The following is a 20,390-nucleotide window of genomic DNA, read 5'->3' as shown; positions in this document are numbered from 1 at the left end:
GGCTGCAGCTCTCGATATCTTCCAAGGTGCGTCTCCCGGCGACCCGTTCATCATCGCCCCGCCGCAGCGAGCTTACTTGGAGGAGCTACGCCATCCAACCGGCGAGGGCAGCGAATTCCGCTGGTCGAAGGAGGAGGCGACCGCGCAATCACCAGCTAAGCATTAAGCAAGATCCGCCCTTCGGCGGTGATATGTCCCTGCCGGGACGATGGCGTCGGTGATCTCGTAGATGGCGAGGCAGCCCTAACTTGAGGTACTGCGTCGATTACATTGAGGCACCACGTCCTGAACGCTAACATGCGGCGAGCCAGCGTTAACGGCGAAGAGAACCACAGAGCCGGCAGGAAATTGGATAAGGCAAAAAAGGAACTTGCAGTCAGCTCCGCGATCAGAGAACCCACATCTCTTGCGGGGCATGAATCATGCGTGATTCAGCGGACGAGCGTTGTGCTCGTAGAGCTTGCTGAGCAGATGGAAGAGCAGTGCACCGCCTGACGCACTGAACGGCAGATAGCCAAGCTCATCGAGGATGACGAGATCGGAATGGGCCAAGCGGTTGGCGATCTGGCCGGACCGGCCCTGTGCCCGGGCGCTGCTGACGCGTAAAGAGGGTCACGCCGCCGCCTGACCTGCGGCATCACGGATCGCCACTCGGCGACGCAGAGCGAGTTGGATACTGATGGCACAACGGCACGGACCGCAACTTCGAAGCCTGATCTACGACAAGGTCCTTGCGACCGAGCATGTTATGAGGCCCGAGGCAGCGGATTTCCATCAAGCCCAGGAGCATGTTCGCTCCAGCGACAGGCCGGATAGATTCATGCTGAACGAGGAAGAGATCAGCGGGCTGCATGAGGTCGAGCTTCGCGATGCCAAGGGCAAGCCTGAGGCTGTCGCGGTCGAGATCAAATACCGCCACATCCATGTCCTGCCGCCGATCTGCAAGCAGAAGCGCTATCCGCGCTCGACCTCACGGTGCTGTACGCCCAGGAGCGTGAGGAACCAAAGCATCGGCCAAGAATCGACTGGAAGCTGACCACCACATGCCCGTGCATGCCCACGACGACGCCATCGAGAAGCTCGACTGGTAGGCCATGCGCTGGAAGATCGAGACCTTCCACAAGATCCTGAAATCCGGTTGCAAAGCCGAAAGCGGCACGGCTGCGAACTGCCGAGCGCCTCGTGAAGCTCATTGCTGTCTTCTGCATCCTGGCTTGGCGGGTGTTTTGGATGACCATGATCAACCGCTCACAGCCGCACGCTAAACCGGATCTCGCAATAACGATGTCTCAAGCGGAGTGAGGATTTGACCCCCCTAACTTCGCTTGATACCGCAGGACCACTGACTGATCAAATGACGTCCCTTGAACATCGCAGCCCTCCAAAATTCCTCAAGATGCAGCGTGCCACAGCGCCGGCAACCAAAAAATGTTGCAACAAATCCTACAAATAAATTCACAGAATTTCGCAAGCGCAACTCGCCGGCAATGGTACCCTTCACCGCATAGTCTGAGGGGGGCACAGCTGAAAAGTGGATGCCCATCTAACTTCGGACCGCCGCACAATACGCAACGTCGGAGATATACAGCAATGGCAAGAAGAGCGCTCATCCTGCTTGAAGGCACAAGGAGCAATGGTCTGCTATACGTCCAAGCGGCCCAGCGTCTTGGTCTTCATCCAATTACCCTGTCGGCTGATCCAACTCAGTACGACTATCTTGCGGCGGAAAGGCTTGAGGCAATCCATGTCGATACAGACAATCTCGATGCGCTGATCGGCGAATGTTCCCGGCTGCGTGCGACCTATGACATTGCTGGCATTACCAGCGCCCAGGAGTCGTTCTATGCGACAGCTGGCAAGCTCTGCCGGTATTTCGACCTACCGGGGCCGAACCCTGAATCCGTTGAACGATGCTGCGATAAATTCGTTCAACGTCAGCTCCTCGCGGAGGCCGGCGTTCCAATACCTGCTTATAGTTTGGCGGCGAATGCCACGGACGTAGAAAGCTCCGCCGCGGAGATCGGGCTTCCGGTGGTTCTTAAACCTGCCGTAGGCATCGGCAGCAGCGGTGTCCGATTGTGCCGCAACGTCGATGAGTTAGCCGAACATACGACCTATCTGTTGGGCGGGAAGCACATATGGCGGTCTTCGCCGAGGATACTGGTCGAAGAATTCGCACAAGGCCCCCATTATTTGGCTCATATAATGGGAAACAACGTGATTGGGATTGAGGCCGCTGATTTCGAACCCCCACCGCATTTCGTCTTTCGTGGAACGATCTTGCCGGCCCTGCTGACTGATGAGGAGCATCAGCATATCTCCGAAGTTTCGCTAAGCTGTTTGCGAGCTCTCGGCCTTGGCTGGGGGCCAACCTGCATTGATTTCCGGTGGACGAAGCGTGGCCCAGTCGTCATTGAAGTCAACCCGCGTCTTGCTGGCGATGCTCAATTGGTTCAGCTGGCTCACGGTGTCGATCTCGCCGCCGAGCACATCAAGCTTATCATCGGCGAGGAATGGGATTTACGCAGAATCCATTCGCACACTGCGACCGCACGGTACCTAGTCGCTGATCGCGATGGCACCCTCGATTGGATCGATGGCGGAAGTCGGGCGGCTGCAGTACCAGGTGTCGCCGAGGTCAAACTATATGTTGAACCCAAGACGCCGATCATCAGGAAAGGCGATTACCGAGACTGCATCGGATATGTATTCGCCGCTTCACCCGACCGTGCTCGGGCCGAGGCGATACTTCAGCGTGCTGTCGAGTTGATCAATTGGTCGATCACACCATTTCCGGCCTCGGCCGCACAGGAACGATCTTCGGTCCCTTAATTCCCCGCACCGTCGCATGCGGCCTGGTAAGGGACAATGTCGCCGAACATTGGTGCGATCGGGAGCAGGAGAGGGACGAGCTTAGTTGATGGGATCGTCAGCCTGGGCAAGACCAAGCCGCATGCCCGCAAGCGGTCCACGATCACACGGCGCGCGGCAATATTCTGCGGCGCGTGCAGGCTACGGTTGTCCTAATGCGCTGCGGATCACGGTGGGAACCGAAAAAGCCAATCGTGGCGTAGTCGCCGCCTCACCGAGTTCCTGAAGCTAGACTAAGACTAGTCATGTCGAACCCCTGTTTGAAAAGATCGCCTTGGTCGGCATCGGCTTGATCGGCTCTTTGCTGGCGTATCCTCTGCCGCGAGGGGCTGCCGGCCATTTCGCCATTGTTGACGACCGCAAGGTTCTCAACGGCATTCTTTGGCGTTTCCGGACCGGATCGCCCTGGGCGGATGTGCCGGATCGATATGGTCCCTACACCACATGCTACAACCGGTTCGTACGAGCAAAGCCGGGGTCTGGGATCGGCTGCTCGCTGCGGTTTCCAAGGCTTTCGACGGCGAGATCATCATGATCGACTCGTCCTGTGTCCGCGTTCATCAACATGCGGCCACGGCAACAAGGGGGCAATGACGATGGCTGCATGGGACGTTCCGCGGCGGGCTCACCACCAAGATCCACGCGCTCGTGATGCCGAAGGCCGATCGGTCGATCTCGTCCGGACTGCAGGGCAGGCACATGACGGGGCAGCAGCCGCTACACTGTTCCAAGCAACTTACACATAAGGAAGAGCAGCCGCGAATAACGCGAATGGCCTATTCAAATCGAGTTAGCGCCAGTTGACTCTGCTAGCAGTTTCCGGGCGCAACTTGCCAACCTTTGACGCCCTCCGGCGGATGCGGTGCCGACGAACAAGCCAAAAGGACTCCAGGCGATGGCAATTAAGCAGCAGGTCGACCACATAATCGTCAATGGTGAGATTTTCACCGGCGACCGCGCATCTCCCTATATCAACCATGGGGCAATCGCGGTGGATGGCAATCGCATCGTGGCGATAGGCGATACGCCTTCAATTGCGACGCGCTACGCGTCACGGAATGTGGTCGACGTTCGAGGCGCGGTCGTTCACCCGGGTATGATCGATACACACGTCCACGCAACCTCCATCGCGTTGCATAGTCTTCCCGTCTCGATCGATGAGGCTTCGCGTATTGGACTTTGGACTGCGACTGACGATGAATCAACGAACGCGCTGGTTGCGGCGGCGGCTGTCGCCTTGCTGCGCAGAGGATACACGTGTTTCATGGAAGCGGGAACGGTGTTCGAGACCGATGCATTCGCGTCTGCGTTGCAGCGGATAGGGATGCGCGGAATGGTCTCGGCGCCGTTTGGCTGGGACGATGTAAGCATCTTTGAGAGTGTCGCGCCGGCCATGATCACTAAGCGGATGATGGAGCGAGCGCCGGCGGATAGAGGCACCGTCATCCGACGTCTCGAGCGTGAGTTGACAAGGAATGCCGACAAGGACGCGCTTGTGACCGGCTACGTCTGTCTCTACGGTGAATGCTCGGCCACGGATTTGCTGACGCGTGAGGCGAGCGACCTAGCACGAGAAGCTGGGGTCATTTTCAATCAGCACCAGGGTTTCCTGCGCCAGTGGCAGGAATTCGAAACCAATAAGTACGGCATCTCAGGCGTCCAGCGGCTCCACCGACTTGGCGCGCTCAGCGAGGGAACTACGCTCAGCCACATGAACGTGATTAGCGACGTGGATGCTGAACTCGTCGTTGAACACCGACCTGGGATCACGTGGTGTCCGAACAATGCACTGCACTGGGCGGTGCATCAGGCCGATCCCTGCCGGCTGCCGAAGCTGATCGATGACGGCGTAAGCGTTTCTCTTGGCATCGACACCACGATGTATCATCCGCTTGGAACCGCGGGCATGGTAAGCCTGCTGCTGTCGTCGACATCTGGCCGGCGATTGGATGACGCTGACCCGTTTTACATGCAGACAGCGAATGCTGCGCGTAATATCGGTTTTGGCGACGAGTTGGGAACGCTTTCCGTCGGCAAGCGCGCGGATATCGTGGTGCGGGCGGCGGAGGACATTACGCATACTGCCCTGGAGCAGGTCGGGGGATTGCTCGCACTCTCGTCGTCGCACATCCCGGTCGATCTGGTGATGATCGACGGCCAGGTCGTTATGAAAGGCGGGCGCCTGACCAAGATCGATCAGGCCGAGGTTCTGCATGACGCACTGGCGCAACGGCGCCGACTCTTGGAGCGAGCCGCCGGGAAAGGCCTCTAGCGTGTCAGCTCTCAGTCCACCTCCTTGGCACGTTCGTATTGCAACAACGCTTGCTTCAGTATTGCAAAAAATGGATCTTTCAAGGGGCTTTGCGTGCGCAAGATGACGAGCGCCGCATTGGTCGGGGACGGCCAATGCGTCTTTGATCTCCCCTAAGAGTCCGTTTGGGAATTGGTTCAATCGCTGATTCTGCGCATCAAAAGACTGCCCACGGCGACGTGGGCCATGGCTTCGGAGACGTCGAAGCGTCGTTCGTAGTCGCGCACGAGGCGGCGCCAGCGTACGAGCCAGCCGAACGTTCTTTCGACGATCCAACGCCTGAGCAGCACCTTGAAGCCGGCCTCGGTATCGATACGGCGCACCACTTCGATGACGAAATCGAGGAAAACGGCCATGTCCAGCAATTGCCTACGGTGGTAGGCGCCGTCGGCGAAAAGATGCTTGATCCATGGCCAGCGCTTGCGAATGGCGTCGAGGATCATTTTGCGCCGGCGCTGTCAGATATGTCGGCCGACCTGAGATTGACCATCAGCAGCCGCCCATCAGTGTCGACCGCGGTGTGGCGCTTGCGCCGGAACCAGCAGTAAACCGTCTGCCAGGGCGGGAGCATACGCCAGCCGCCGCCCGTGCGCGTCACTTAGCGGATCGCGTTGAGAACCTCGCGCAGGTCAACCCTCTGCCTACGGCCTCGCTCGGCTGGTTTCGGCAGCAATTGCAATCCGCTCCCATTCCTCATTGGCGAGATCGGTCGGATTACGCTTCGTTTTCCGCTCGATTCGGGCCATCCGGCCTGGTCTCTCTTGTGTCCACAACATAGCCCATAATCACAACTCGATCGCGCAGGCGATCAACCGGACTCTTACGCGGCAGGGGAGCCACACATGACAAAATCATTTGATTTTGGAAATGAACCTCGCCAGGACGAGGCGCGCATGGATGCGCAGTCCTAAAAGCGCGAGATCAGCAAAGCGATTGCCTGCGCATTGAAGACTGGGCGGGTCAGGTTGCTGGGCCAACCTATCTGAAAGAACACTTCGGCATACCGCGGTCGACATTGCATTGGTGGCAACGGCACAACGACGTGGTCGCATGCGGAAGGGCGTGCGCAAGCATGTGTTTCCCTTGGCTCAGTTCATCGATGGCAGGCCTGCGCCGGGGCTACGACAAGTGCTTTCCTTGAATCCCAGACATGGCTTTGGCTGACCTCCCCTTCACCTCAACTTGATGGCCGAATTCCCATAGAGATGCTCCGGCAAGATCTGGCTGCAGAAGTCATCTGGGCTGCACGAGACTTTTCCTCGACATGAAGTCCAGCTGACGAAACCAACTGCAAATCAGTGCACCGCGGCAATCGGTTGGTCCCGTTGTGAGCCTGTGAACGCCCTACTGAGGGTCGCGCGCCACTACGCACTGCGCAATGCACCTTGCAATATCGTCCGCGAAATGTCCAGCTTGTGTTTTCCGGATAGTTTTAACGATTTGCACAATATGTATGCGGCTTCCGTGACATAGTCGCAACTATTTGTTATATATATCTGCTTCGTGCCCCGTATATCTTCCATTATTCAATATTGCGGATAGCGTCAAACCGCGAGGACGCAGCGCGACGCGCATCTTTTTCGACCGTGGGGAATGGGGAGGGATGCTGTCTTTCAGCAAAGAAGATGCCCTGGCCCTTTTAATCTTTCGACTGGAGATCAAAATGAACATCAAGAGCCTTCTTCTCGGCTCCGCTGCCGCCTTGGCCGCGGTAACCGGCGCACGCGCGGCCGCTGCCGTCACCGTCGCCGAGCCGGAACCAGCTGAGTACGTCGTTACCGGAGAACCGAATGACGTCCGATTGAAAAATGTCGACGGCCAATGGAGTGTGCAGGTCGTCGAAAATGGCAAAGTAACTCGGCATCTATTCAACGCTCAAGCCGTTGCCGAGAGCTACGCCGAATTCCAGCGAAATAGGCTCGGCCTGCCTGGAAAGCCACCAATTTGGGAGGAGAACCCGGTGGATGAGCGCCCTAAGCGCGAAATACCAGACTTCATCATCAACGATGTTCTCGACCTCGCCGAGTACTCTGATCTCGGTATTGTCACTACCCTAGTCGATACACACGGAGTTCGCCTTCGTCTCCACCTCACAACGTGACCTCAGAATTGCTTTGCGAGCGAATTGCCATCGCGCTGGAGCGCCGGTACGGCGAATAGCGACCTAAGAGTCCTCTCTGTTTTGAATTCAGGGATGAGCGTTTCTGCGGATGAGATTGCCGCCCATAGCGAAAAGGATCATGGCGTGAGAGACGTCCATGCGCTTCTCGTAGTCGCGCACGAGGCGGCGCCATCTTGTCATCCAACCGAACGTGCGCTCGACAACCCAGCGGCGGGGCAAGACTTCGAAACCCTCTGGTCGTCGGATCCGCGGATGATCTCTATCACGAAGTCCAGATAGGCGGCCTTGTCCATGAGCTTCAGCCGATCGTAGGCGCCATCAGCGAACAGATGCTTCACCCAGGGCCAGCGCTTGCGGATACCATCCAAATCGTCTGAGCGCCGGCGCTGTCGGAGAATCGGCCGGCGTCAAGTTGACCATCAACAGCCGCCCATCCGTATCGACGGCGATATGGCGCTTGCGGCCGACAATCTTCTTGCCGGCGTCGTAACCCCTTGTTCTTGCTTGCGGAGCCTTGACCGACTGGCTATCGATCACCGCGCCGAAGGGCTCGCCTCCCGCCCGGCCCGCTCGCGGTCCAGCATCAGCGCCATGTCGTGGATGGTCTGGAAAAGAAACCGCCGCACCAGCTCGCGAAACCAGCCATAGACCGTCTGCCAGGGCCGAAATGAATCGCAGCATCCGCAGCCGACACCCCGAACGAACCAGGTAGCGCACCGCATTGATCACCTCGCGGAAATCAACCTCGCACGGACGCCCACGCCGCCCAGCTTGGGCATCAGCGGCGCGAACTGCTCCCACTCCTCGTCGGTCAAATCAGACGGGTAGCGCTTGGTCTCTTGGCGATCTGGGCCATCCGGCCACGGCTCTGCTCTGTCCACATCCAAAGCTTGAATCATAACCCAGCCTCAGGCGGAACCCCCAGCAAGCCGATTTTCAAAACAGCCTCTAAGCACGCGAGGTCAATTCTGCTTCGGGGCACAACACCTCGGCCCGCCTTCATAAATCTTTGGTGTCCGAAATGACGGTAATCACTCGCTCGGTGGGGCGCATCCCGAGTAGACTATATATGCTACTGGAGTATTTACATGTCCGCTGGACGCAAAGCACCATAACGTGTGCTGTGACCAGCGCAGTTCAACACCGACAACGCACTCATACACGGACAATGTCGCCATATCTGGCGATCACTCCGGAGCAGATCGCCGAGCAGGGAAGGATGGCCGGCGCCGGCCATTGCCGAACATGAATTGGCCGAACGTGATCGGCGCCGGATCGAACGTCATTTGGACGAAGCGCATCTGCCCAGGGAAAGACGCTCGACAGCTTCGCCTTCGATGCCGTAGCCTTAGTCTCCAAGGCTCAGGTCATGGCCATGACCGCCGGCGATATCTGGCTCGAAAAGGGCGCCAATATTCTATTGTTTGGCCCGCCCGGCGGTGGAAAGACGTGTGTTGTTCACTCGGACCGCCGATCTCGTGCAGAAGCTGCAGGTCGCCGGGGTCATGCATTGGGCTCAAAACCGTGGACGCTGTAACAGCGGAGTAAAAAAGATTCTCTGCGGAGGTTGTCGCGCGTGGCGAAACCACCACCGGCAGTCGCTTGCCGCGGCGCTTGGCCATAGAAGGCGACGTGCGCGCCAGCATCGGGAGCAAGCGGTCGCTGTCGGCCGGGTTGCCGGTTTCGATCACCAGATCGAGGATCATGTCGCTCCTGCCGGTGGTCAGGTTTAGTTTGTGGCCGTACTCGGTGTCGCGGCTGCCTTTGACGATGATGTCGGCATGCGGTTCGAACAGGTTGACCAACTTCTCGCTGGCCGGCGCCGGCTCGCCGGCCAACACGCGCCGCTCACTCTGTCTGATGATCTGTCTGATGATGCGTTCCATCAGCGGCCGATAGTGCCGGATTTGGCTTTGCCACAGGTCGACGAACGGATCGGGAGCACTGGCAAGGCATGCGCTCGCCTGCTCCAGATCATCGCGATCAGCTCGCAGTAGAGTTGGACCCATTGGGTCGACCGTGCGTGAACTGAATTTTGCGGGCCCGCTCCTTGGCCGCGCGGCAATGATCGCGCCAGTCCAGGCCCGCGCCACCAATCAAGGGGTCAACTCGCTTCAGCAGACGCACCATGACCCGCACGGCATCCCACAACAGGCTGCTGTCGCTCGGCTCGTGCATGAGCGCCGAGGTCACGGTGCTGTCCAGCCGCACGACCGCGCCGTCTTCGAGCTTCACCTGCCGAGCGCCCAAGCAGGATCCGGTTGATCTGTTCCCAGGTCTCGGGCCGGATCGCGCTGATCGTCTTTTGCAGCGCGGCTTTGGGGTCACAGGACGCGGCGACGGATGTTTCCGGCCTATATCGCTGGCCTGATCGGTCCAGGGACCGCGAGAGTGTGCAGCCCATGGCGACGCGTGACGCGGCGTGAACTACGACGAGCTTCATCATTTCATCAGCAGCGGAGTCTGGGACGCCGCGCCGCTCGAAGCGGTGCTGCTGGCCGAAGCGGACAAAATGGTTGAGGAGCGAGGATACCTGGCTGATTGTCGACGATACCGCGCTGGCGAAGAAGGGATGTCACTCGGTTGGCGTTGCGCCACAATACGCCTCCTCGCTTGGGAAGACGGCCAACTGTCAGTCGTTGGTCTCGGTGACGCTGGCATCGCGCGAGGTGCCGTTGACGGTGGGTCTGCGGCTATTCCTGCCCGAGATCTGGACGGACGTTCCCAGGCGCATGGCACGGGCGAGTGTCCCGAAGGATCGACAGATCGCCCTGCCCAAGCCGGAGATCGCCATTGAAGAGATCGACCGTGTCATTGCCTCTGGCGCGCGTTTCGGCTGTGTGCTGGCCGATTCAGGATACGGATCAAGCGGGCCTTTCAGGCTTTGAGCGAGCGCGGTCTGCTGTGGGCGGTGGGCCTGTCGCGGCGCCAGAACGTCTACCCGGCCGACGTCGCACTGGTCTTCCCCGTCGCGAAAACCGGGAGGCGCCGCAGTACCACATCCAGGACAGGCCCCCAGTCTCCGCCGAGGCGATGTTGGCCGATGAGAAATGGCAAAGGTCAGCTGTCGGCGGGGTACCAAAGGTCGGCTGTCCTGCCTTTTCGCGGCCCGCCGTGTCCGTGTTGCGGATGGCCATAAGCACCGGATGCTCGATGATCGCATGCAGTACATGCCTGGCGAGGAGGTCTGGCTCGATGGCGAGCGGCGGTCGACTGGAGAGCAGAAATATTATGTGTCGAACCTGGCGGCCGATGGTACCATGAACACGCTCGCCGCCACGATCAGAGCCAGATGGTCTGTGAACAGGCGCACCAGCAGCTTAAGGAGGAACTCGGTCTCGACCACTTCGAAGGTAGATCCTGGACGGGCTTCCACCGACACGCCTTGATGCCGATGATCGCCTATGCCTTTTCTCCAATCCTGCCGCCTCAAAGCAGCGGGACGGAAAAAAGGGTTGCAGGACCGCCTCCGCAACCGACCATGCCGGCCATCAGGCAAGCGATCGTCAACATCTTCGCACGGCCGCCGCTCCTACGATGCCTTCATTGTGAGATGCTCCTCGCACAACCGCCGAACCTAAATTGCCAAAGTAGTGCTTCTGTAATGGGCCCTTACTCGTCAAGTCCCTTCGAGTGATCATCACGCCGCTGGGATCATGCTTCTGTCCGTGGTCAGCACGAAGACTGCCACATCATGCCATCAGATCCTTAAGCCGGCAGGTCGATGTAGGACGCGTGATTTGCCGAAGGTTCACAGCACTACTCCCGACCTTTGCCAAGCCCTCGTCCCAGCAAACGCCCCCGGCTCACCTCGCCAACTTTGAGCCCGTAACCGCGTAGGATTCCGCGTATGCTGAGCTCGACGTCGAGCAACTTGGCCTGCAACAGCTTGCGGCCGACGAGCAGTGCCCGCACCTCCTGGGCATCCGCGGACTTGGCGTGCACAGGACGGTACCAGCCCATGCGCAGCAACTGCGCGATCCCGCGAGCATCTTTGCGATCCGTCTTCACCGGCATCGCCGACAGCGGGCCCGCCTCAAGGCCAACGCGGATGACGGGCAATCCCAGATCGGCAAAATGCTGCAACAGTGCCTCTGGCTCGCTCGCCACCTTCGTCTCGCGCACGATCTTGCCCGATGAATCCACCACGCAAACGCTGCTCAGACCGTATGTTCTTGGGGTGAAGGCGGCTCACCCTCGCCGTAAGCTGAGATCGGGGGTTGCTTCGGAATGGCCGAAGCCGAGCCCCAAGCTTAGCGAGGATGAACCATGGATCAGCATAACAGGCTTTTTGTCGGTTTGGACGTTTCGAAATTGAAGATTTCTGTAGCCGTCGCTGACGGTGAGCGGGGCGGTGAAGTAAGATTTTATGGGGACGTAGCTTCGGATCCGAACTCGGTGACGAACATCGTGGAAAAATTGGCGAAGCGCGGAGCTGTCCTCCACTTCTGCTATGAGGCCGGACCGACAGGTTACGAGCTTTACCGTCAGCTCACCGGGATGGGTCACGACTGCGTGGTGGTCGCACCGTCCCTGATACCAAAGCGCCCTGGTGATCGGGTGAAGACGAACCGGCGCGACGCGGTCAGCCTGGCAAGGCTACATCGTGCAGGTGAGCTGACAGCGGTTTGGGTGCCGGACCGCGGGCATGAGGCTATGCGCGATCTCGTGCGGGCCCGAGAAGCAGCCCAGGAGGCTCAAAAGCGGGCGCGTCAGCAGCTTCAGTCGTTCCTACTTCGACATAGCCACATCTATACGGGCCGCTCATCCTGGTCGCTGGCGCATATGCGGTGGATATCGACTCTGAAGTTCGAGCATCCGGCGCACTTCATCGTGTTCAAGGAATACTGCCAGGCGATCGAGGATGCCGAGGTGCGCTTAAAGCGTCTGACCGATCTGATCTCGGAGACTGTCAAATCCTGGACGATGGCTCCTGTGGTCGAAGCCTATCAGGCGTTACGAGGCGTGTCGTTGATTGCCGCCGTCGTCTTTGTTGCCGAAATTGGCGACATCCGCCGCTTCGAAAACCCCCGCCAGCTGATAGCCTTTCTTGGCCTCGTTCCGTCAGAGAGCTCGACAGGTGAACATGTCAAACGTGGTGGGATCACTAAGGCCGGGAACTCTCGGGCCCGTCGCATGCTGGTCGAAGGCGCATGGGCTTACCGCTTCCCTGCGCGGGTAAGTCGAACCAAGCAAGCGCTGTTGGAAGGCCTGCCGAGAACCGTTCGCGAAATAGCGTGGAAAGGTCAGCTCCGCCTCTGCTCTCGCTATCCATGCCGCTTGCATTTGAACATAAGAGTTCCAGCGACGCATCAATTCCTGCATAATAGTCCATGGTTGCCCTCGCTTGATGCTTGGGGCCGATACAATCGGACCCCGTTCAACATCATCACTCTGAGGCACAGCCGCCTTCCTGGCTATGCGAGGAGCGCCGGCCCATTACGGCATCTAGGCTTAGGCTAGTCTTCGCATAGATGCGTTAGGTCGACAACGGTTTCCTTGGGCAGGCGCTGGCCATCTTAAAACGCGATGGTACCGCCCGGGACATTATATTGGCGTACTCAACGCCCAGTGGCGCATAAGTAGCGGGCAGCGGATCGAACTGCATCCCCGTGAACGCCGTCCGATAAATCGAGCAAAACGAAGTGCAGATCAAAGATATCCTGCTGGCGCCTGGCAACGGCGCATTTTTCTATGATGATCAGGACGCCATTCGGTCCGGCGCAATCCAGGATGGCTTCATCTATGTCGGCGCACCGAAAACGCCTGGGTTCACAGTCGTTCGTGTTCCAGCGTCTTCGCTTAGCGTCGGACTGGTCCTTGCCGACGACAAGGTTGTCTGGGGCGACATGATGAGCGTCCAGTACTCTGGTGCTGGCGGACGCGATCCTCTGTTTGACATCAAAGAAATCTCGGATCTGACGTCGCAGGTTGTGGTGCCGCGGCTTCTCGATGTCGATGCCTCTCTTTACCTTGATGCCTGCGCGAAGGTTTTCGAGCCATTCCAACACGAGCGGCTACCCCTCGCACTTGAGTACGGCGTCAGTCAGGCGCTGCTTCGCGCAGCGGCTCATCTTCGACGTATGACGATGGCGGAAATCATATGCAGCGAATTTGATCTGCCGCTGCCGACGCACAGTGTGCCAATTTATTGCCAAAGTGGCGACGCTCGCGAAATCAACGTCGACAAGATGATCCTGAAAGCCGTGGACGTCCTTCCCCACGGCCTGATCAACTCACGGCAGAAATTCGGCACTGATGGCCAGACCTTCATGGAGTTCGTGAGATGGGTTTCAATGCGTACGCGCGAACTCGGCCATCCGGGGTATCAACCGGTGCTGCACTTCGATGTTTATGGCTGGATCGGCCAGGAAATCGGGCTGGCGCCGCAAAGTATTGCCGACTTTATCTGCAAGGTTGCCGAGAGCGTACCGGGTTTTACCCTCAACATCGAGTTCCCTGCCGATTTTGGTTCGACGCAAGCTCAAATTGAGAACTACGCCGAGATCGTATCGATTTTGGACGCCCGAGGCTCCAATGCGCGCATTGTCGTAGACGAGAGGTGCAATACGCTTGGGGATATCCGGCTCTTTGCCGAAGCGAAGGCCGCCCATCTTGTCCAAATCAAGACCCCCGATGTCGGCTCAATTGCCGATACGGCGCGCGCCGTTCTCATTTGCAAGGCGAACAAGGTTGGAGCATATGTCGGGGGAAGCTGTACCGAAACGGATCTCTCGGCTCAAGCTTCTGTCCACGTCTCGGTGGCAACCCAAGCCGACATGATGCTCGCGAAGCCCGGAATGGGCGTCGACGAGGGATTTTCCATCGTTGGGAACGAACAGAACCGGTTGCTCGCGATCCTGAACCGTCGAGCAACTGAAAATGTTGGGCGAAAAGCGCGGTGTGTCACCAATGCAGAATAGCCTTCAGGGGATCACAGTTATTGCGGTTGAGCAGGCCGTGGCCGCGCCTTATGCGTCGTCTCGCCTTGCGGATGCCGGCGCCCGGGTAATCAAGATCGAACGGCCGGAAGGGGACTTTGCCCGAAGCTATGACAAGTTGGTTCGAGGGCAGAGCGCTTACTTCGTCTGGCTCAATCGGGGTAAAGAGTCGGTCTGTCTAGACCTGAGGTTGGAGGCGGACCGCGAGGTCCTCGACACGCTCATTGCCGATGCCGACGTCTTTATCCAGAATCTTAAGCCGGGCAGTATCGAAAAACTGGGTTTCGCGTCTGCTGATCTCCGTCGACGATATCCGCGGCTGATCACCTGCGACATCTCTGGCTTCGGGCAGACAGGGCCGTATTCCCATTTGAAGGCTTATGATCTTATCGTCCAGGCTGAAACCGGTCTATGCGCGATCACCGGCAACCAACAAGGGCCCGCGCGTGTAGGGGTCTCGGTTTGCGACATCTCAGCGGGCATGACAGCGCATAGCGCCATTCTTCAGGCGCTGTATCACCGCGAGGTCACCGGCGAAGGGACAAGCATCCAGGTGTCACTGTTCGATGCCGTCGCCGACTGGATGAGCGTGCCTGTTCTGCAAAACGACTACAGCGGCTATCACACGGTACGCGCCGGCGTGAAACACCCGTCGCTGGCGCCATATGGCGCCTATCGTTGCGCCGACGGCAAAGAGGTCATCTTTTCGGTTCAGAATGACCGTGAATGGGTGAATTTTTGCGAAAAGTTCCTGAAGCAGCCGGGGCTTACACGCGCACCTGGTTTTGCCGACAACATGGAGCGTCTCGGTCACCGGGCGCAACTTGATGAGATCATCGAACTGCGTTTTTCTGAACTATCCTGCCACGAAGCAATGCACGAGCTCGAGGCGGCGGGCTTGGCATATGGCCGACTGAACGAAGTGGCGGATGTTTCAAAACATCCACACATTCGCAGGGTCCAGGTTGGCACTTCCGAAGGAACCGTCGAGACGATAGCGCCGGCGGTCATCTTCAACTCCGAGCACCCCTCGCTTCGCCCAGTTCCCGCTCTTGGCACTCATACCGAGACTGTCCGGGAGGAGGTTCTGGGGCGTTTGCGCGAAAGAGCCGCCTCAGCGTGAGCGCGCGTCCGGTTAAGGTGAGTGCGCTCGCGACTTCCAAAGAGCCTGTGTACCTCGCATCATCTCTGCACGCCGGCCACTCAGAAAGCTCACTGGCACCGCCCTCGCTAAAATCGGCCGCAGAGGCGACTTCATGATCAAGGACGCAATTGCTGCCGTTGAAAGCGCGATATCTGTACCCCGCTGGAGATCCCTGCTCTTCGTGCCCGCTCACGTTCCGCGCTTTGTGGAGGCTGCCCATGAGCGCGGGGCAGATGGCGTCATACTCGACCTCGAGGACTCCGTTCCCCAGGATCAGAAGGGCGGGGCACGGCGGCAGCTTTCTGAATCCGTCGCAAAGGTGGGCCGGAAGGGCAAATCGGTTTTGGTCCGCGTTAATCGTGGTTTGCGCGCCTTGGCGGCAGATCTGGATGCAGCCGTGATGGCCGGGGTTGAAGCACTTGTCCTTCCCAAGACGGATTCGGCAGAGTGGGTATCTGAGATCGCGAATGCGGTATCGGACCTTGAACGAGAAAGAAATCTTCCGCTGGGACGCATCCGCTTCCTTGCCCAGATCGAGACCCCGGGCGCCCTGCAAAGGCTCGCGGCCATTGCGTCGGCGCATCCAAGGATGATCGCAATGGCGCTTGGTCCTGAAGACTTCAGTGCCGCTGTTGGCGGCGCCCCGGAATTCGACCTTCTCTTGACGCCGAACCTTTCTGTTCTTTTTGCCGCCCGCGCGGCCGGCTTGCTCCCGCTAGGCTTCATAGGAAGCATCGGCGAGTTCTCGGACACTCATAAACTTCGTGAAGTCGCGGCGCATGCGCGGCGCCTTGGCTTCGCCGGAGCCTTGGCGATCCATCCGACACAGGTGGCCATATTCAATGAGGCTTTCTCGCCAAGCGCACAGGAAGTCGAGTGGGCCCGCGATGTCGTCGCGGCGGAGAACAATGCCGCTTCGCGTGGACTGTCTGCATTTTCGTTGAACGGTAAGATGATTGATCCGCCAGTGGTTCGGCGCGCGCACGAGATCCTGGCTCTCGCAAGCAATAACTGACCTTGCATTTAATTACCGGTCGGACAAGCGCTGGTATTCGAATCATGATCTGACAGTTTTGTTGCTTGCGTGCCATCTGGTTTCGAGATAGATGGGAAGGCACTGGGGAACACGCCCTGGTTGGATTTGGTCATCGTGGACATCAGGCAGTTAAGATACTTTGTCGGCGTCGTCGAAGCCGGCAGTTTCACGAAGGCAGCTGCGACCCTCAACGTTGCTCAAAGCGCTCTAAGCCTGCATGTGCGTCAACTGGAGGAAGGATTCGGCACCCAGCTGCTCGTTCGAGACAGGACCGGTGTCAGCGTCACGGCGTCCGGAGACAAGCTGCTTGAGCGCGCGCGGAACATCCTGAAGGAAATTCAACTCACTGAGGCGGAACTGACAAACTCGGTGGCTGCTCCTTCCGGAGAGGTGACCATTGGCATTCCGTCCGGAGCCGCTCGCGTCCTTAGCGGTCCCCTACTTGAATCGATGAGAAGCGAATTGCCGAGGATCTCACTTAAGATGATCGAGGGCATGACTGGACCGCTGGAGGAGTGGATGGCTGCTAGCCGCTTCAATCTGGCAGTCCTGTACCGCACTGCGGAGAGCGTGGGGCAAATGACGGTGCTGGCGCGCGAAGAGTTTTGCCTGGTGGTGCCTCCGGGTGAACCGCCTTTCGAAGATTCGATACCGCTCGCCGACCTGCATGCGTTTCCGCTGGCGGTTCCGATGCGCAATAACAATGTCAGGCGTTCGGTGGCTGATGTCGTTGCGCAACACGGTTGTGTGCTCGACGTAAGATTTGAAGTCGACTCCCTTTCTACGATCATCAATATGGTCACGGAAGGAAAGGCGTATTCTATTCTTACCCCGTCAGCCATTCAGAAAGAGGCGTCTCAAGGCCAAGTCCGGACGGTTAAAATCATTGATCCAGTGATCACCCGTTCCGTTGTGCTTGCCGTCAACCCGAAAGATGAGCGCTCTCCAGCCGTTTCTGCGGTCCGCAAGCTGATCCCCAAGGTCGTCAGGACATTGATCGAGGGCAGGCACTGGTCTGCCACGGCTCCGGACCGGGCTTAGGCACATCCTTCAAACCAAGTTCCAGGTGCTATTGCTCTTCCGCGACTGCCTGAGCCGTATCAATCTGTATTCGAGATGGTTTTGGTCGACATTCCATATTTGACCGGGCGTGACCATCGCGATGAAACTGCAGAGAAGCGAGCCTAGGCTGGATGTCGGCTGGTCTCGCACTGGCAGGAATTCAGTCAAGCGGAGCATGCGATGTCCAACGCTACGAGCTATCAGCTTTTCATCAATGGCAGGTGGCGAGCCGGAAGTGACGGATCCACTCTGCAGGTAATCAATCCGGCGACGGAGAAGGTGTTTGCTTCGGTGGCCTCGGCGATGGCATCGGACCTGGATGAGGCCCTCGCTTCGGCAGAGCGCAGCCGCAAGGCCTGGTCCTCACGGCCTGCAAAAGATCGTGGCGAGATTCTCTTAGCAGCCGCCCGGATCTTGGAAGCCAAAGTTGAAACGGCAGCGAGGGACCTATCGGCCGAACAGGGAAAGACGATTGCCGAAGCGACAGGTGAGTACACACGCGCTGTCGAAACACTGGAGTGGAACGGCACGTACGCCGAGGAGCTGTCGGCCGCGATTCCGATGGGCCCGAACCGGATGATCGTCCCCGAGCCCCTTGGCGTCGTTGCTGCCTTTACGCCGTGGAACTATCCCGCCGTTCTCATCGCCCGCAAGCTCGCCCCTGCTTTGGCGGCAGGCTGCCCGGTGATCCTCAAAGGGGCTGAAGAGACACCAAGCGCGGCTGTCCATTTCGTCGAAGCCTTACGACAAGCGGGTATTCCGGACGGCGTGGTCAATCTCGTCTTTGGCGTTCCGGTGCAAATATCCCGGCATCTCCTCAGCTCGCCGATCATTAAGGTCCTAACTTTCACGGGCTCTACCGAGGTTGGAAAACAGCTCGCCAAGCTTGCCGCGAATAACTTGCAGCGGTGCATTCTTGAACTCGGTGGGCACTCCCCGGTCGTTGTATGTGAGGATGCCGACTTGGCAAAAGCTATACCGGCAATCACGGAATACAAGTTCGAGTGCGCTGGCCAGAGTTGCAACGCACCCAGCAGAATCCTCGTCGCGCGAACCCTATACGAGGAATTCCTATCTCGGATGACGGAAGCCGCCCGCAAGATCAAGATCGGCCCGCCGGACAACCCGGCGACGAAGATGGGGCCAATGGCAAACGTGCGGCGAATCGAGGCCATGCAGCGTCTGATCCAGGATGCTGTCGATCGCGGCGCCCGCATCGAAACCGGGGGCATCCGCCTCGACCAGCCCGGTTTTTACTGGCCACCAACCATCCTGACACGGGTGCCAAAGGATGCGAAAGTGCTTCATGACGAGCCGTTCGGGCCGATCCTCACCGTGGCGCCGTTCGACACCGTCGAGGAGGCGATCGAAGAAGCCAACGCCACCGAGTATGGCCTTGCCGCCTACTTCTTCACCGGCGCCGCCGATGCGAAACAGGCGCTGATTCGCGGTCTTTCGGCAGGCGCCCTCAGTGTAAATTACCTGAAAGGGGTTTCCGCAGATGCGCCATATGGGGGCATCAAACAGAGCGGCTATGGATACGAAGGCGGCGAGGAAGGTTTTCGGAGCTTCCAAAACCTGAAACTGGTCAACGGGTTCGGGGTCTATTAGGATGAGATTTCGTGAATAAAAAAACACGGACCATTGCCGGCAAGGATATAACAGAGAGCGTCGCCGACGCCCTTCAGTACATCTCGTACTACCATCCGCCCGACTATATCCGGTACCTTTCGCAGTCATACGCGCGCGAACAGAGCCCGGCGGCTAAGAACGCCATCGGGCAGATTCTGCTGAACTCTCGCATGGCGGCCTTCGGGCGGCGCCCGATCTGCCAGGACACCGGCCTCGTCGTGGTCTTCGCAAAGGTCGGCATGGACGCCCGCGTCAAATCAACGGCCAGTTTCGCTGACGTCGTGAATGAGGGCGTCCGTCGAGCATATCTCGACCCGGACAACCCCCTTCGGGCATCGATCGTTGCCGATCCGCTCGCCGGGCGGGTCAACACCCGTGACAACACGCCGGCGGTCATCCACATTGACCTCGTGCCCGGCAACCAGATTGAGATCACGATCGCCGCAAAAGGCGGCGGGTCGGAAAACAAGGCGCGTTTCACCACCTTGAACCCCAGCGCGTCCGTTGCCGACTGGGTCGTCGACACCGTTTCGACGCTGGGCAGCGGATGGTGCCCGCCCGGGCTGATCTCGGTTGGCATCGGTGGCAGCGCTGAAAAGGCGATGCTGCTGGCGAAGGAGGCCATGAACGAGCCCATCGATATGTCAGAACTGATCGCCAGGGGGCCGTCAAGTGCGGAGGAGGCACTGCGGGTTGAGCTTTATGAACGAATTAATGCGCTGGGCATCGGCGCTCAGGGACTAGGCGGCCTGACGACGGTCGTTGACGTCAAAGTTGCTACCTATCCGACCCATGTGGCGTCGAAGCCTGTGGCGCTCATTCCGCAATGCGCCGCCAACCGGCACTTGAAGTTTATCTTGGACGGCACAGGACCGGTACAGCTCCAACCGCCCGACCTTTCCGGATGGCCCCAGATCGGTCATGAGGATTTGCGCACAACCGGTGTCCGTCGGGTCAATCTCGATGCGCTCACGAAGCAAGAGACGGCATCGTGGCGCTGCGGAGAAACCCTTCTTTTGTCCGGAAAGATGCTGACGGGCCGTGACGCCGCCCACCAGCGAATGATCGATCTGATCTATGCCGGCAAGCCGCTCCCGGTCGATCTGCGGGGACGCGTAATCTACTACGTCGGACCGGTCCGCGCAGTAAGAGATGAGGTCGTGGGGGCCGCGGGGCCCCCCCCCCCCACCCCGGGTGGGGGGGTTTAAGTAAAAAAAAAAGCCCAGGCAGGGCGGATTTCGGAGGTGGGGCAAAACGACCGGGGGGCCCCG

11 protein-coding genes and 10 pseudogenes are annotated in these 20,390 nt (G+C 58.9%); 15 read left to right on the top strand and 6 right to left on the bottom strand.

Features of this window, described 5'->3' with window-relative positions:
- Positions 1-450: 450 nt before the first annotated feature.
- Positions 451-588 (bottom strand): annotated as a pseudogene (locus tag NKI29_RS32170) (ATP-binding protein); the annotation flags it as partial.
- Positions 589-820: 232 nt separating this feature from the next.
- Between NKI29_RS32170 and NKI29_RS32165 the strand changes: the two are divergent.
- The 4 genes and pseudogenes from NKI29_RS32165 (at position 821) to NKI29_RS32145 (ending at position 5,143) form a co-directional block, all read left to right on the top strand.
- Complete coding sequence (locus NKI29_RS32165) at positions 821-1,036, top strand: hypothetical protein (protein WP_352798530.1); 216 nt, start codon at positions 821-823, stop codon at positions 1,034-1,036.
- A gap of 554 nt (positions 1,037-1,590) precedes the next feature.
- Complete coding sequence (locus NKI29_RS32160; RefSeq protein ID WP_352798528.1) at positions 1,591-2,832, top strand: ATP-grasp domain-containing protein; 1,242 nt, start codon at positions 1,591-1,593, stop codon at positions 2,830-2,832.
- Positions 2,833-3,160: 328 nt separating this feature from the next.
- Positions 3,161-3,602: pseudogene (locus NKI29_RS32150) on the top strand (IS5 family transposase); the annotation flags it as partial.
- Positions 3,603-3,766: 164 nt separating this feature from the next.
- Positions 3,767-5,143: an amidohydrolase family protein gene (locus tag NKI29_RS32145; RefSeq protein WP_352798526.1), complete on the top strand. Its 1,377-nt coding sequence runs from the start codon at positions 3,767-3,769 to the stop codon at positions 5,141-5,143.
- 176 nt (positions 5,144-5,319) lie between these two features.
- On the opposite strand, the pseudogene NKI29_RS32140 reads toward NKI29_RS32145, so the two are convergent.
- Positions 5,320-5,955 (bottom strand): annotated as a pseudogene (locus tag NKI29_RS32140) (transposase).
- Between the two features lie 164 nt (positions 5,956-6,119).
- Between NKI29_RS32140 and NKI29_RS32135 the strand changes: the two are divergent.
- Both NKI29_RS32135 and NKI29_RS32130 read left to right on the top strand, forming a co-directional pair.
- Positions 6,120-6,450, top strand: a pseudogene (locus NKI29_RS32135) (antitoxin Xre/MbcA/ParS-like domain-containing protein); the annotation flags it as partial.
- A 335-nt stretch (positions 6,451-6,785) separates the two neighbouring features.
- A complete protein-coding gene (locus tag NKI29_RS32130; protein ID WP_352798524.1) occupies positions 6,786-7,283 on the top strand; it encodes a hypothetical protein in 498 nt (165 codons plus the stop codon).
- A gap of 87 nt (positions 7,284-7,370) precedes the next feature.
- On the opposite strand, the gene NKI29_RS32125 is transcribed toward NKI29_RS32130, so the two are convergent.
- Both NKI29_RS32125 and NKI29_RS32120 read right to left on the bottom strand, forming a co-directional pair.
- Entirely contained in the window at positions 7,371-7,550 is a 180-nt protein-coding gene (locus NKI29_RS32125; RefSeq protein ID WP_352798534.1) for a transposase, read from the bottom strand.
- 72 nt (positions 7,551-7,622) lie between these two features.
- Positions 7,623-8,033: a transposase gene (locus NKI29_RS32120; protein ID WP_352798522.1), complete on the bottom strand. Its 411-nt coding sequence runs from the start codon at positions 8,031-8,033 to the stop codon at positions 7,623-7,625.
- Between the two features lie 482 nt (positions 8,034-8,515).
- On the opposite strand from NKI29_RS32120, the pseudogene NKI29_RS32115 reads away from it, so the two are divergent.
- A pseudogene (locus NKI29_RS32115) lies at positions 8,516-8,803 on the top strand (ATP-binding protein); the annotation flags it as partial.
- A gap of 64 nt (positions 8,804-8,867) precedes the next feature.
- On the opposite strand, the pseudogene NKI29_RS32110 reads toward NKI29_RS32115, so the two are convergent.
- A pseudogene (locus tag NKI29_RS32110) lies at positions 8,868-9,624 on the bottom strand (ISNCY family transposase); the annotation flags it as partial.
- A 2-nt stretch (positions 9,625-9,626) separates the two neighbouring features.
- On the opposite strand from NKI29_RS32110, the pseudogene NKI29_RS32105 reads away from it, so the two are divergent.
- A pseudogene (locus NKI29_RS32105) lies at positions 9,627-10,885 on the top strand (IS701 family transposase); the annotation flags it as partial.
- 202 nt (positions 10,886-11,087) lie between these two features.
- Here the strand turns inward: NKI29_RS32105 and NKI29_RS32100 are convergent.
- A pseudogene (locus tag NKI29_RS32100) lies at positions 11,088-11,468 on the bottom strand (IS110 family transposase); the annotation flags it as partial.
- Positions 11,469-11,573: 105 nt separating this feature from the next.
- Between NKI29_RS32100 and NKI29_RS32095 the strand changes: the two are divergent.
- The 7 genes and pseudogenes from NKI29_RS32095 to NKI29_RS32065 form a co-directional block, all read left to right on the top strand.
- Positions 11,574-12,575 (top strand): annotated as a pseudogene (locus NKI29_RS32095) (IS110 family RNA-guided transposase); the annotation flags it as partial.
- Positions 12,576-12,949: 374 nt separating this feature from the next.
- Positions 12,950-14,227 (top strand): methylaspartate ammonia-lyase, encoded by a 1,278-nt coding sequence (locus NKI29_RS32090; RefSeq protein WP_352798519.1) that lies wholly within the window; start codon positions 12,950-12,952, stop codon positions 14,225-14,227.
- Positions 14,217-15,368: a CaiB/BaiF CoA transferase family protein gene (locus tag NKI29_RS32085; RefSeq protein WP_352798518.1), complete on the top strand. Its 1,152-nt coding sequence runs from the start codon at positions 14,217-14,219 to the stop codon at positions 15,366-15,368. Before NKI29_RS32090 ends, NKI29_RS32085 begins: the two co-directional genes overlap by 11 nt.
- Before the next feature lie 133 nt (positions 15,369-15,501).
- Positions 15,502-16,404: an HpcH/HpaI aldolase/citrate lyase family protein gene (locus NKI29_RS32080; protein WP_352798517.1), complete on the top strand. Its 903-nt coding sequence runs from the start codon at positions 15,502-15,504 to the stop codon at positions 16,402-16,404.
- A gap of 135 nt (positions 16,405-16,539) precedes the next feature.
- Positions 16,540-17,466, top strand: a complete 927-nt coding sequence (locus tag NKI29_RS32075) for a LysR family transcriptional regulator (RefSeq protein WP_352798532.1) — start codon at positions 16,540-16,542, stop codon at positions 17,464-17,466.
- Positions 17,467-17,667: 201 nt separating this feature from the next.
- The gene (locus NKI29_RS32070) at positions 17,668-19,098 is read left to right on the top strand and encodes an NAD-dependent succinate-semialdehyde dehydrogenase (protein ID WP_352798516.1); all 1,431 of its coding nucleotides are present in this window, start codon (positions 17,668-17,670) and stop codon (positions 19,096-19,098) included.
- Between the two features lie 11 nt (positions 19,099-19,109).
- Positions 19,110-20,297 (top strand): annotated as a pseudogene (locus NKI29_RS32065) (fumarate hydratase); the annotation flags it as partial.
- Positions 20,298-20,390: the final 93 nt, after the last annotated feature.

It is taken from the genome of Mesorhizobium sp. M0678 (assembly GCF_040320505.1).
In the GTDB taxonomy this organism is placed as follows: Bacteria; Pseudomonadota; Alphaproteobacteria; order Rhizobiales; family Rhizobiaceae; genus Mesorhizobium.
This window is presented reverse-complemented; position numbering and strand designations above follow the sequence as displayed.

Bases quoted from the DNA above. Each gene is read 5' to 3' on its own strand.
- NKI29_RS32165 (WP_352798530.1), top strand. From the start codon at position 821: ATGCTGAACGAGGAAGAGATCAGCGGGCTGCATGAGGTCGAGCTTCGC.
- NKI29_RS32160 (WP_352798528.1), top strand. From the start codon at position 1,591: ATGGCAAGAAGAGCGCTCATCCTGCTTGAAGGCACAAGGAGCAATGGT.
- NKI29_RS32145 (WP_352798526.1), top strand. From the start codon at position 3,767: ATGGCAATTAAGCAGCAGGTCGACCACATAATCGTCAATGGTGAGATT.
- NKI29_RS32130 (WP_352798524.1), top strand. From the start codon at position 6,786: ATGCTGTCTTTCAGCAAAGAAGATGCCCTGGCCCTTTTAATCTTTCGA.
- NKI29_RS32085 (WP_352798518.1), top strand. From the start codon at position 14,217: ATGCAGAATAGCCTTCAGGGGATCACAGTTATTGCGGTTGAGCAGGCC.
- NKI29_RS32080 (WP_352798517.1), top strand. From the start codon at position 15,502: ATGATCAAGGACGCAATTGCTGCCGTTGAAAGCGCGATATCTGTACCC.
- NKI29_RS32070 (WP_352798516.1), top strand. From the start codon at position 17,668: ATGTCCAACGCTACGAGCTATCAGCTTTTCATCAATGGCAGGTGGCGA.